Annotated in this window: 13 protein-coding genes; 10 read left to right on the forward strand and 3 right to left on the reverse strand. The window is 65.7% G+C overall.

The window, feature by feature from the left end:
- Positions 1–195 precede the first annotated feature (195 nt).
- Both moaA and A5789_RS12140 read left to right on the forward strand, forming a co-directional pair.
- Positions 196–1254: a GTP 3',8-cyclase MoaA gene (gene moaA / locus A5789_RS12135; RefSeq protein WP_063015666.1), complete on the forward strand. Its 1059-nt coding sequence runs from the start codon at positions 196–198 to the stop codon at positions 1252–1254.
- A complete protein-coding gene (locus A5789_RS12140) occupies positions 1247–1489 on the forward strand; it encodes a MoaD/ThiS family protein (protein ID WP_063015665.1) in 243 nt (80 codons plus the stop codon). Before moaA ends, A5789_RS12140 begins: the two co-directional genes overlap by 8 nt.
- Positions 1490–1524: 35 nt before the next feature.
- Here A5789_RS12140 and nadE read toward each other — a convergent pair whose 3' ends face one another.
- A complete protein-coding gene (gene nadE, locus A5789_RS12145) occupies positions 1525–2367 on the reverse strand; it encodes an ammonia-dependent NAD(+) synthetase (RefSeq protein WP_063015692.1) in 843 nt (280 codons plus the stop codon).
- A 10-nt stretch (positions 2368–2377) separates the two neighbouring features.
- A complete protein-coding gene (locus A5789_RS12150; protein WP_369817483.1) occupies positions 2378–3112 on the reverse strand; it encodes a TetR/AcrR family transcriptional regulator in 735 nt (244 codons plus the stop codon).
- A 101-nt stretch (positions 3113–3213) separates the two neighbouring features.
- Here A5789_RS12150 and A5789_RS12155 point away from each other — a divergent pair, with 101 nt between their 5' ends.
- The 8 genes from A5789_RS12155 (at position 3214) to A5789_RS12190 (ending at position 11153) form a co-directional block, all read left to right on the forward strand.
- Complete coding sequence (locus A5789_RS12155; protein WP_064902215.1) at positions 3214–3783, forward strand: NAD(P)H-dependent oxidoreductase; 570 nt, start codon at positions 3214–3216, stop codon at positions 3781–3783.
- Between the two features lie 172 nt (positions 3784–3955).
- Positions 3956–4078, forward strand: a complete 123-nt coding sequence (gene ykgO / locus A5789_RS12160) for a type B 50S ribosomal protein L36 (protein WP_036504093.1) — start codon at positions 3956–3958, stop codon at positions 4076–4078.
- A 478-nt stretch (positions 4079–4556) separates the two neighbouring features.
- A complete protein-coding gene (locus A5789_RS12165; RefSeq protein ID WP_030515663.1) occupies positions 4557–4790 on the forward strand; it encodes a redoxin NrdH in 234 nt (77 codons plus the stop codon).
- A 48-nt stretch (positions 4791–4838) separates the two neighbouring features.
- Positions 4839–5342 carry a class Ib ribonucleoside-diphosphate reductase assembly flavoprotein NrdI gene (nrdI, locus tag A5789_RS12170; protein ID WP_051756104.1) on the forward strand — a complete coding sequence of 168 codons (504 nt, stop codon included), beginning with the start codon at positions 4839–4841 and terminating at the stop codon, positions 5340–5342.
- Between the two features lie 35 nt (positions 5343–5377).
- The gene (gene nrdE / locus A5789_RS12175; RefSeq protein ID WP_255401740.1) at positions 5378–7483 is read left to right on the forward strand and encodes a class 1b ribonucleoside-diphosphate reductase subunit alpha; all 2106 of its coding nucleotides are present in this window, start codon (positions 5378–5380) and stop codon (positions 7481–7483) included.
- 34 nt (positions 7484–7517) lie between these two features.
- Entirely contained in the window at positions 7518–8282 is a 765-nt protein-coding gene (locus A5789_RS12180; RefSeq protein ID WP_064902214.1) for an NUMOD3 domain-containing DNA-binding protein, read from the forward strand.
- A 350-nt stretch (positions 8283–8632) separates the two neighbouring features.
- On the forward strand, positions 8633–10186 hold the full coding sequence (gene mgtE, locus A5789_RS12185) for a magnesium transporter (protein ID WP_227462828.1): 1554 nt from the start codon (positions 8633–8635) through the stop codon (positions 10184–10186).
- Positions 10187–10484: 298 nt separating this feature from the next.
- Positions 10485–11153 carry an alpha/beta fold hydrolase gene (locus A5789_RS12190; RefSeq protein ID WP_064902217.1) on the forward strand — a complete coding sequence of 223 codons (669 nt, stop codon included), beginning with the start codon at positions 10485–10487 and terminating at the stop codon, positions 11151–11153.
- Positions 11154–11180: 27 nt separating this feature from the next.
- On the opposite strand, the gene A5789_RS12195 is transcribed toward A5789_RS12190, so the two are convergent.
- Positions 11181–11579, reverse strand: coding sequence for a GNAT family N-acetyltransferase (locus tag A5789_RS12195; protein WP_063015661.1), 399 nt, complete (start codon positions 11577–11579; stop codon positions 11181–11183).
- Positions 11580–11773: the final 194 nt, after the last annotated feature.

Below are 11773 nucleotides of genomic sequence, written 5' to 3' on the forward strand. Positions count from 1 at the left end.
GAGAGACTGGGGGCAAAGAGCCATACCGGGCCCGGCGACCGTAGCCCCTGATTGGAGCTGGGAAAAAGATAACGGGGTACAGACCGGATGTTCACTTGCTGCGGCGGTACTCGGCAACGCTCACGGCGGTACTCGGTTACCTCACAGGTGTGGACTTGCGGGACGTGAGGTGGGGGCGGCCCCCATAATGGAGGAGTGACCGTCGTTCTCATGGGGATTCCCGCCGTCCGGGGCGGGCGGCCCTCGCTGGACGGACGGCCCGATACGGAGCTGCTCGTCGACAAATTCGGGCGCACGGCCCGGGATCTGCGAGTGTCGATCACCGAGAAGTGCTCGTTGCGGTGCACCTATTGCATGCCGGAGGAGGGGTTGCCGGCCATCCCCGCGGACGAATTGCTCTCGGCCGCGGAGATCGTGCGGTTGGTGGAACTCGCGGTGCGGCGCCTGGGCATCCGCGAGGTGCGGTTCACCGGCGGCGAACCGCTGATGCGGCGCGATCTCGAGGAGATCGTCGCCGGATGCCATGCCGCCGTTCCCGACACGCCGCTGGCGATGACCAGCAACGGCATCGGGCTCGAACATCGCGCGCGCGGGCTGGCGGCCGCGGGACTCGGCCGGGTGAACGTCTCCCTCGATACGGTCGACCCCGCCGGATTCGCCCGGCTCACCCGCCGGGACCGGCTCGGCTCGGTGCTGACCGGCATCCGCGCCGCCCATGCCGCCGGTCTCTACCCGGTCAAGGTGAACGCCGTGCTGATGCGCGAAACCCTTTCCGGTGCGGTCGATCTGCTGCGATGGTGCCTGAACGAGGGATGCGAACTGCGGTTCATCGAGGAGATGCCGCTCGACGCCGACCACGAGTGGGCACGCACCAATATGGTCACCGCGGCCGAACTTCTCGACGTTCTCGGCGCGGCCTTCACCCTCACCGAGACCGGGCGTGCCGACCCCTCCGCCCCGGCGGAGACCTGGCTGGTGAACGGCGGTCCCGCCACGGTCGGCATCATCGCCTCGGTCACCCGCCAATTCTGCGGCGACTGCGACCGCACCCGCCTGACCGCCGACGGCATGGTCCGGTCCTGCCTGTTCAGCGACCAGGAATACGATCTGCGCTCCCTGCTGCGCGCCGGCGCGAGCGACGACGAAGTGGCACAGCTGTGGCGCGGCGCGATGTGGAACAAATGGGCCGGGCACGGCATCGACGCCGCCGATTTCGTCCCCCCGGAACGCACGATGGGAGCCATCGGTGGTTGAGGTCAGATATTTCGCCGCGATCGCCGACGCGGTCGGCAAATCCAGCGAACATCTGGACCTGCCCGATACGGCAACGGTCGGTGACCTGCGTACGGCATTGCGCGCGGCCTACGGAGCCGATCTCGATCCGATGCTGAAGGTCTGTGCCTATCTGGTGGGCGAGGAACTCACCCGCGACGACAGCACCCCCCTCACCGCCCGCGTCGACGTACTACCGCCGTTCGCGGGCGGCTGATCAGCGCCCGTTTCTCGAGCGGTGGGCTCGGCCCCTCAGTTCTTCCACCAGGAGTCGAGCGGCGACACCGGCACCGTCCGCTTGTGCCGGGTGTTGCAGTAGATCGTCTCGACGCGCTCGGCCACCTCCGGCGCCACGTCCTTGCCCTCGAGATAATCGTCGATCTGGGCATATTTCAGGCCGAGCGCCTCCTCGTCCGGCAGCGCCGGGCGATCGTCTTCGAGGTCGGCGGTGGGCACCTTCTCCCACAGGCTCGGCGGAGCGCCCAATTCCTGCAGCAATGCCGCACCCTGGCGCTTGGTCAAACCGGTCAGCGGAGTGATGTCGACGCCGCCGTCGCCGTGCTTGGTGAAGAAGCCGGTGACCGCCTCCGCCGCGTGGTCGGTGCCGACGACCACGAGATTCAGCTGCCCCGCGATCGCGTACTGGATGATCATCCGTTCGCGCGCTTTGATGTTGCCGCGAACGAAATCACGCAGCTCGGTCTCGTGTCCGAGCAGTTCGCGCACGCCCTCGGCAGTCGCGGCCGCCACCGCGTCGGCGCCGGGCTTCACATTGACCTCGACCACATGGTCAGGGCCGATGAAATCCAGCGCCCGCTGCGCGTCGTCGGCATCGGCCTGCGCGCCGTAGGGAAGCCGGACCGCGACGAACGTCGCCTCCTGTCCCCGGGCGCGCAACTCGTCCACGGCCAACTGGCACAGTTTGCCGGTGAGCGAACTGTCCTGACCACCGCTGATGCCGAGAACGAAACCCGTTGCCGGCGTGGAACTCAGATAGTCGGCCAGGAATTCGACGCGGCGCCGCACCTCGACCTTCGGTTCGATCTCGGCCGCGACACCCAATTCGGCGATGATCTGTTCGCGCAGGTTCCCCATGCGGGCCACTCTACTGGGCGGGTGCCACCAGTGCGCGCACCACGTTTTCCCAGTGGTCGGCGATCTGTTCGGGCCGATAACCGAGGACCCGCAGCTGATGCAGCACCAGGCCGGCGTCGAGGATCGCCAGCAGCGTATCCGCCGTCAGCGCGATATCGCCGTTCATGTCGAGCTGCCGAAGCAACAGCGACACATGGGTTTTCGAGATGTTGTACGGCGCGCTGGCGTAGCGGCCGGATTCGTCGGCGGCGCGGCGCATTTCGCCCTCCACCTCGATCCCGGCCAAACGGGCGCGACCGTAGGCGATCAGCCGCTGCAGCGGCGGGGCGCCCGGGCCCAGCGGCGGCGGCCCGAACATGAACGCCGCCTGCAGTTTCTGCTCGGACTGGTCGAGCAGCGCCAGCATGAGACCGGCCCGGTTGCCGAACCGGCGGAATACGGTGCCCTTGCCGACGCCCGCGCGCTTGGCGACCGCGTCCATCGTGACGCCGTCGGCGCCGAATTCGCGGACCAATTCCTCGGCGGCGTCGAGCAGCAGCTGCCGATTGCGTACGGCATCGCTGCGCTCGGAGTGTTCGGCTACCGGCAGCGCGGTGGTGAGCGCGGTCGGCGGGAGGTCGACGGCCACGGCCTCGAGTGGCAGCGCGCCCGGACGCGGCGCGGCGGCGAAGGCCGGATCCGTGGCGCGCGGATCGGACGAATGGGACGAATTCGACGGCGTCGAATCGGGAGTGTCGCAGTTCACAGTTCGTTTACCCCATGACCCGGGAATGAAAGCGGACCGTAGTCCGGTTATCGTGTCGTGACAGCGGAAGCCACCGCCGCCCCACCGCACAAGGAGTGATCATGTCACAGACTCGCATCCTGGCTCTCGTCGGCAGCTTGCGCGCCGGTTCGATCAACCGGCAGCTGGCCGAGGCTGCCGCCCAGACCGCCCCGGAAGGTGTCGAGGTCGATATCTACGACGGTCTCGGAAATGTTCCGTTCTACAACGAGGACATCGACGTACCGGGTCAGGTGCCGGCGCCGGCGCCGGCGCAGGCGCTGCGTGACGCCGTCGCCGCCGCCGACGCCCTGGTGCTGTTCGTCCCCGAATACAACGGAACGATCCCGGCCGTGCTGAAGAATGCGATCGACTGGGCCTCGCGGCCCTACGGCGCCGGTTCGATCAAGGACAAGCCGGTCGCCGTGATCAGCGCCTCGATCAGCCAGAACGCCGCGAAGTGGGCGCACGGCGACACGGTGAAGGCGGTAAGTGTGGCCGGCGGCACCGTCGTGGAGAGCGCGCACCTGCACTTCGGCACCATCGGCCAGCGCTTCGGCGAGGCGCATCCGCGCGAGGACGCCGAGGCTCTGACCCAGCTCGCCGCCGCGGTCACCGAACTGGTCGCCGCGCGGGAATCGGTCAACGCCTGAGCCCGAGACGGTAACCGGCTCGAGCCGTTCCGAGGGGCCGCACCCCGATGGTGTGGCCCCTCGGTGGCGTCGGGGGTCATCGGCTACGAGGGGCGGCGACGTGACCGGCGTCCTAACGCTCCCGTCGCACACCTCTATAGGATATGAAAACCATTTCCAATAGGAGGTCCTCATGAAGGTCCGGAATTCACTGCGTTCGCTGAAGGACAAGCCGGGCGCTCAGGTGGTGCGACGCCGTGGCAAGACCTATGTGATCAACAAGAAGGAGCCGCGGTTCAAGGCTCGCCAGGGCTGATCCGGCTCGGCTGCGACACGCCGAAGTAGCCGCCGAATGCCGCGTTCGTTCCCCGGAACGGGCGCGGCATTCGGTCGTTTCGGATGTGCCCAGACGGGCCTGTTGAGATCCCTGTGGCCGATGTGACCAGAGGTGGTATTGGGTTTGCTGGGAGAGAGCTGCGACATGAAATCGTGATCTGCGCCACTGTCGTGTCGGGTTGCGAATCGACTGTCCTGGTACTTACGGCCGTCGAATTTCATCTTTGTGGTTCGCAACATGTCGTGTTGTATGAATCTGTCGGCCACTAGGTGTAGTGTCTACGGCACTGGAAGGGGAGACGGATTCCGAGCCGATCACAGCACTGTGATCACCGGTGGTGCCCCTACTTCCAGGGGTTTGCGCAGTACCAGATGGATCGTGCTCAGTACGGATGCTCACAGCAGATGGCGTACCGATTCAAGGCTGCATCGGATAAGGCAAGGAGAGAGGGTCACCCATGAGTATCACGGTCTACACCAAGCCCGCTTGTGTCCAGTGCAACGCCACCTACCGCGCGCTCGACAAGGCCGGTGTGGAGTACGAGGTCGTCGATATCTCCGAGAACCCCGAGGCCCGCGACTATGTGATGGCGCTGGGATATCTGCAGGCCCCCGTCGTCGTCGCTGGCGACGAGCACTGGTCCGGTTTCCGTCCGGACCGCATCAAGTCCCTGGTGACCGCCGCGGCCTGATCCGCTCCGGTCACCGTTCGTCCGACGAGCAGAGTAAGGGGGAGTGGGATGGCTGGGTTGTCCGGGGAAGGAACCCAATCGACGCCCGCTCTGGTCTACTTCTCGAGCGCGTCGGAGAACACGCACCGCTTCGTCGAACGGCTGGGTTTGCCGGCCGTTCGCATTCCGCTCCACACCGCCGATTCGCTGCGCGTCGACACGCCCTATGTGCTGATCTGCCCCACCTACGGTGGCGGCCGGCACGTGTTCGACGCGCAGCGCGGCGAGGGGGCAGCCGGTCGCTCGGACAAGGAATTCGTCCCCAGGCAGGTGGCGAAATTCCTCAACGATCCGCATAATCGTGCGCTGTTGCGCGGGGTGATCGCGGCCGGCAACACGAACTTCGGCGATACGTATTGCTATGCGGGAGAGGTCATCTCGCGCAAATGCGGGGTGCCGTACCTGTATCGCTTCGAACTGATGGGAACCGCCGAGGACGTCGAGCGCGTCCGAGAGGGATTGGGATTGTTTTGGCAACGACAACAGCACCGGCCGGAAAGACGGCCCGCCTAGAGCGCCCGGTCAGCACCGAGACCTCGACCGAGGGCCTGGACTACCACGCGCTCAACGCGATGCTGAACCTGTACGGACCCAACGGTGAGATCCAGTTCGACAAGGATGTCGCCGCCGCCCGGCAGTACTTCCTGCAGCATGTCAACCAGAACACCGTCTTCTTCCACAACCTCGACGAGAAGCTCGACTACCTCGTGGAGGAGAACTACTACGAGCCCGAGGTTCTCGACCAGTACAGCCGTGCGTTCGTCAAGAAGCTGTTCCAGCAGGCCTACGCCAAGAAGTTCCGGTTCCCCACCTTCCTCGGCGCGTTCAAGTACTACACGTCCTACACGCTCAAGACCTTCGACGGGAAGCGCTATCTCGAGCGGTTCGAGGACCGGGTCTGCATGGTCGCGCTGACCCTGGCCGCCGGCGACGAGATCCTCGCCCAGCAGCTGGTCGAGGAGATCATCGACGGCCGCTTCCAGCCGGCCACCCCGACGTTCCTGAACTCGGGCAAGAAGCAGCGCGGCGAACCGGTCTCGTGCTTCCTGCTGCGCATCGAGGACAATATGGAGTCCATCGGGCGCTCCATCAACTCGGCGCTGCAGCTGTCCAAGCGCGGCGGTGGAGTCGCGTTGCTGCTGAGTAACATTCGCGAGCACGGCGCGCCGATCAAGAAGATCGAGAACCAGTCCTCCGGCGTCATCCCCATCATGAAGCTGCTCGAGGACTCCTTCTCCTACGCCAATCAGCTCGGCGCGCGTCAGGGCGCGGGCGCGGTGTACCTGCACGCGCACCACCCCGACATCTACCGCTTCCTCGACACCAAGCGGGAGAACGCGGACGAGAAGATCCGCATCAAGACGCTCTCGCTGGGTGTGGTGATCCCCGACATCACCTTCGAGCTGGCGAAGAAGAACGAGGACATGTACCTGTTCTCGCCCTACGACGTCGAGCGCATCTACGGCGTGCCGTTCGCCGATATCGACGTCACCGAGAAGTACTACGAGATGGTCGACGACAAGCGCATCCGCAAGTCGAAGATCAACGCCCGCGAGTTCTTCCAGACCATCGCCGAGCTGCAGTTCGAATCCGGTTACCCCTACATCATGTTCGAGGACACGGTGAACCGGGCCAACCCGATCAAGGGCAAGATCACCCACTCCAACCTGTGCTCGGAGATCCTGCAGGTCTCCACGCCGTCGGTGTTCAACGACGACCTGTCCTACGCGGAGGTTGGCAAGGACATCTCCTGCAACCTGGGCTCGCTCAATATCGCCAAGGCGATGGACTCACCGGATTTCGGGCAGACCATCGAGGTCGCGATCCGGGCGCTGACCGCGGTCTCGGATCAGACCCACATCTATTCGGTGCCCTCGATCGAGCAGGGCAACAACGAATCCCACGCCATCGGCCTGGGCCAGATGAACCTGCACGGGTATCTGGCGCGCGAGCGGGTCCACTACGGATCCGAAGAAGGTGTGGACTTCACCAACATCTACTTCTATACCGTCGCCTATCACGCGGTGCGTGCCTCCAACAAGCTCGCCGTCGAGCGCGGCACGGCCTTCGGCGGCTTCCCGGAATCCAAGTACGCCAGCGGCGAATACTTCGACAAGTACACCGAACAGACATGGGAGCCGAAGACCGATCGCGTGCGGGAGATCTTCGCCGAAGCGGGCGTGCACATCCCGACTCAGGAGGACTGGCTCGAGCTGAAGGCCTCGGTCATGGAGCACGGCATCTACAACCAGAACCTGCAAGCGGTGCCGCCGACCGGGTCGATCTCCTACATCAACCACTCCACCAGCTCGATCCACCCGGTGGCGTCGAAGATCGAGATCCGCAAGGAAGGCAAGATCGGCCGCGTCTACTATCCGGCCCCCTACCTGACCAACGACAATCTCGAATACTTCGCCGACGCCTACGACATCGGCTACGAGAAGATCATCGACACCTACGCCGCGGCCACCCAGCACGTGGACCAGGGCCTGTCGCTGACCCTGTTCTTCAAGGACAGCGCCACCACCCGCGACGTCAACAAGGCCCAGATCTACGCCTGGCGCAAGGGAATCAAGACCCTGTACTACATCCGCATCCGGCAGATGGCGTTGCAAGGGACTGAAATTGAGAATTGCGTTTCCTGTATGTTGTGATGTGTAGCACATAGAAGACTCGATGCGGGGGTCGATGGGTAAGCCGAAACATGGTGTCATCTACGGAGTTCGCCTCCGCACCGAGTACGACTATCGCTATATAGGGTTGACGACGAAGTCGGAGCATGTACGGCTCCGGCAACACTTCAAGGAAGCCGGTGCGGGTCGCAAGACGCCGTTTTACGACTGGCTGCGCAAACAGGACCGAGATGCCGTCATTGCGGATGTCCTGGACTGGGTATACGGCCTCCAGGATCTGGGACGCGCTGAGATCGCGTGGATCGCTTATCTACGGAAAGAAGGCCAGCCACTCCTCAACCTTTCCGAGGGCGGACTGGGGCCAGTAGGCGTGATCTGGACCGCGGAAATGCGGGAGGCCGCGCGGATTCGGTCGACCGGCCGGCAGGGTGTGAGTCGTTTCGGCGAAGAGAATCCGTTTTTCGGGCGTACGCATTCGGCGTCGCAGCGCGTGAAATGGTCGATGGACCGCAAAGGCTCTTTTCAGGGTGAAGCGAATCCCAACTTCGGGAAGTTCGGCGCCGCGCACCCGGGATTCGGCCATGCTATGCCGGAAGAATCGCGTCGGCGTCTTTCGGAGATGCGCATGGGCGCAGGAAACCCGAACTTCGGGCGGACCGCCAGTGCCGAGACTCGGGCGAAGATGTCCGCCGTCCGGAAGGGGCGGCCGATGCCTTCGAGCAGGCGCAATGCCCACACGCGACATCACACGAACAAGGGTGTCTTCAAGGAGACATGTCGATATTGCGTCGAGGATACGGCCGATACGAAGGACGAGTGAGGGAGGCGGCGGCCGTACTGATCACCCCTCGCTCGGTACATGCGCGAAACCGAAGTTTCGTGGTTCGGCGCGGCGGCGGTTGGGGGTGTAGCCTGCATGCGGGCGCTGTGCGTCCGGGCGATGACCAGGCGACGAGGCGGGTCATCGGGGTGCCGGGAGGGCATCGAAATTCTCTGACGGTGTAGTGCGGGCGATGAGGAGGTGGGTGGCTGTGCGTAGCGAACCCCCGAGTCGAAGGCCGCGCGGCGCCGTCCTCCTGTTCTGCCGGTAGAGCTTTCGGTGGCGAGGGTCGGTGCCTCGCGGTGTGATCCGTGATCCCGTACCCACTCGCAGTATGCCGAGGTTCTGTCATGTCGACCGATCTGTTCTTTGCCGCGCCCGCACGCCCGGATGTCCCGGATGAGGGTCGTCCGGCCACCGAGTCCGCGCTGTACCACGCCGGCGCGGAGGCTGGTCGAGCGTCCGCCGGCGAGAAACACGCCACCGAAGCGGGGGTGCACGACACGTGTGCCGCCGACGCAAGCGGACACGATGCTGCCGGCGCGGCGGAAACGGCTGTCGCCGAACAGCATTCGGATCACGACTCGCTCCGCGACCTCATCGACGACCGCCGCGTCGACGCCGCGCTGACCTGGCTGGACGACCACGCCCCACACCGGATCGCCGACGAACTCGCGCGCATGGATGCCGTGCACGCCGGCATCGCGTTCCGGCTGCTGGACAAGGACCGCGCGCTGGCGGTGTTCGAGGAGCTCGAGCCGGTGGACCAGCAGCAGATCCTGTCCGGGATGCGTGATCAGAGCTTCCGGGAACTGGTGGAGGGGATGGACCCCGACGACCGCGCCCGGATGCTGCGCGAGGCCCCCGCGACGGTCGCCAAGAAGGTGCTGGCCGGGCTGAGCCCGCGCGAACGGCGGATGACGGCGGCGCTGCTCGGCTATCCCGAGGGATCGGTCGGTCGCTACATGACTCCGGAAGTCGTTGCGCTGCACTGTGATCTGACCGTCGAACAGGCGCTGCGGGTGGTTCGGGCCAAGGGCGCGCACGCGGAGACGGTGTACACCCTGCCGGTGGTGGACGGCGGTCGCCGGCTCACCGGCGTGGTCGAGATGCGGGAACTGGTTCTCAGCGATCCGGAGACGATGCTGACCGAACTCGTCGTCACCGCACCGGTTTTCGCCCGTGCGACCGACGCCGCGGAGAAGGCCGCGCGGCTCATGCGCGAGACCAACCTGATCAACCTGCCGGTCGTCGACAGCGAAGACCGGCTGGTTGGACTGCTGACCATCGACGACGCGGTCGAGGTCATCGAGGCGGCCGACAGTGAGGATGTGGCGCGGCAGGCCGGCGCCAGCCCGTGGTCCGGGCACTACATGGCCGCCGGTGTGTTCCAGCTGGCCCGCTACCGCGCGATGTGGTTGTTGTTGCTGCTGGTCGCGGCCACCCTGACGGTCACGGTGACCGACGCGTTCGAGGCGACGCTCGCCCAGGCCGCGCATCTCGCGTTGTTCATTCCGCTCCTGATCGGCGCGGGCGGCAATGCCGGTGCGCAGGCGGCGACCTCGTGTGTGCGGGCATTGGCCGTGGGGGAGGTGCGGGTGTCGGATCTGCTGAAGGTCATCTGGCGTGAATGCCGGGTCGGCCTGGTGCTGGGGTCGATGCTCGCGGTGGTCGGCATGGTGATCGGCGCGGCGTTCGTCGGCGCGCAGATCGCGCTGGTCGTCGGCATCACCCTGGTGATCATCTGTGGCTGGGCCGCGACCATCGGCGGCACGATGCCGTTGCTGGCCAAGAAATTGCGCATCGACCCGGCGGTGATCTCCGCGCCCATGGTGACGACGCTGGTCGATGCGACCGGGCTGGTCATCTACTTCACGACGGCGAAGCTCGTACTCGGCATCTGAGTCGGGACCGCGGGCGACGGTACCGTCCGCTGTCGACGACAGCCGTCCGCGATGCTCGCCGGAGATACCCGTCGCCGGGGCGTGGTCGCACGAGCGATCCGGGGAGATGGGGCGAAACAGATTCGGCGGCAATGCTTTACGGTACGTCGTGAATGATCGGGCGACGTTGGCGGCGAACAGGTACTGGATGGCCTTCTCTCGGTAGCAAGCCACCCTCCCAGCCGGTGAGACTGTCTCCACGCGAAGTGATTCCGAGGTGGCGTGCCTCGATGCCGCAGTGGGAGAGAAGGAAAAGCGCATGACGACATATGTTCTGGTGCCCGGCGGGTGGAAGGGTTCCTGGTCGTTCGAGGCGGTGGTTCCGCTGCTGGAGCGCGCCGGTCATACCGTCCACGCCCTGACCCTGACCGGTCTGCGGCCGGACGACGATGTCGCGACGATCGCGACGGCCAACCTGGACACCCACGCCGACGACGTCGTGCGGTTCCTCGACCGCGCCGACCTCACCGATGTGACGCTGGTCGGGCACAGTTACGGCGGGATGGTGATCGCCGCTGCGGCCGACCGTGCCGGCGGCCGGATCGCGCGCTTGGTGCATCTCGACGCGTACGTCCCCCGGGACGGCGAATCGTGCTGGTCGGCGATGAACGACTACTTCCGGCAGGTGATCGCCGACGGCGCCGCGACCACCGGTTATGCCGTCCGCCCACCGGGCAACGGCGATCCGCGCCGCCGCCCCCACCCGCTCGCCTCGTTCCTGCAAACAATCCGGCTCACCGGCGCATTCGCCCGAGTTCCCCGCCGGGAATTCGTCTACTGCTCGGGCTGGGAAGACCGCACCCCCTTCGCCGAACAGCGCACCCGGCTCGAAGCCGACCCCGGGTGGGTGGTCCACGACCTCCCCACCGGCCACGATGCCATGCACGAGGCTCCGGAGGCCGTCGCCGAACTGCTGCTGAGCGAGTGAAATATGCACACATCGCCGATGCGCTCATCAGTTCAGTCGTAGGAGACCGGCGTCGGTGGCTCCGAAACCGCATGCATCGCGGTAGAAGCTGCGCAGATGTGGTTCGTAATCGACGTGGAGCCATTCGATTCCGAGCTCGCGCAGGTCGCCGACCAGGGCGTTCACCAGGCCGGATCCGATGCTCTGCCGACGGAGATCCGGGGCGACCGCGGTGTCGAGGAGGAACGCGTGGCTCCCACCGTCCCACGCCGCGTGCACGAACCCGACGAGTCGAGCACCCACGAACGCGCCGACCCATGACCGGCTGTGCCGTTCCAAGCGCGCCTTCCAGGGCACCACGGTCCGGTCACCGCCGAATGCATCCGCGTGCAGCCGCGAGAGGGCCTCGTCGTCGACGGCGAAACGTATGCGGAGATCAACGGTCATGAGGCATCCTCTCGGAGCAAGTGGCGCGATGAACCCGGGGGCGTCATCCCGGCAGGCGGTATCAACTGTGTTGTAGCGCGAACTTTTCGTGCAAACCTCCATGAGATTGTGAGAAAACGGGCTGTTGCGAAATTGGTTTCGGTGGTTCCGGCCGCGGGGCGGCCGGAACCACCGGGGGCGGGGCTGGGAGTGGT

The sequence above is a fragment of the Nocardia sp. 852002-51101_SCH5132738 genome (genome assembly GCF_001665695.1).
In the GTDB taxonomy this organism is placed as follows: domain Bacteria; phylum Actinomycetota; class Actinomycetes; order Mycobacteriales; family Mycobacteriaceae; genus Nocardia; species Nocardia nova.

Coding starts and splice junctions, on each gene's coding strand:
- nadE (WP_063015692.1), bottom strand. CDS start 2,367: ATGGGGAACCTGCGCGAACAGATCATCGCCGAATTGGGTGTCGCGGCC.
- A5789_RS12155 (WP_064902215.1), top strand. CDS start 3,214: ATGTCACAGACTCGCATCCTGGCTCTCGTCGGCAGCTTGCGCGCCGGT.
- ykgO (WP_036504093.1), top strand. CDS start 3,956: ATGAAGGTCCGGAATTCACTGCGTTCGCTGAAGGACAAGCCGGGCGCT.
- A5789_RS12165 (WP_030515663.1), top strand. CDS start 4,557: ATGAGTATCACGGTCTACACCAAGCCCGCTTGTGTCCAGTGCAACGCC.
- nrdI (WP_051756104.1), top strand. CDS start 4,839: ATGGCTGGGTTGTCCGGGGAAGGAACCCAATCGACGCCCGCTCTGGTC.
- A5789_RS12180 (WP_064902214.1), top strand. CDS start 7,518: ATGGGTAAGCCGAAACATGGTGTCATCTACGGAGTTCGCCTCCGCACC.
- mgtE (WP_227462828.1), top strand. CDS start 8,633: ATGTCGACCGATCTGTTCTTTGCCGCGCCCGCACGCCCGGATGTCCCG.
- A5789_RS12190 (WP_064902217.1), top strand. CDS start 10,485: ATGACGACATATGTTCTGGTGCCCGGCGGGTGGAAGGGTTCCTGGTCG.
- A5789_RS12195 (WP_063015661.1), bottom strand. CDS start 11,579: ATGACCGTTGATCTCCGCATACGTTTCGCCGTCGACGACGAGGCCCTC.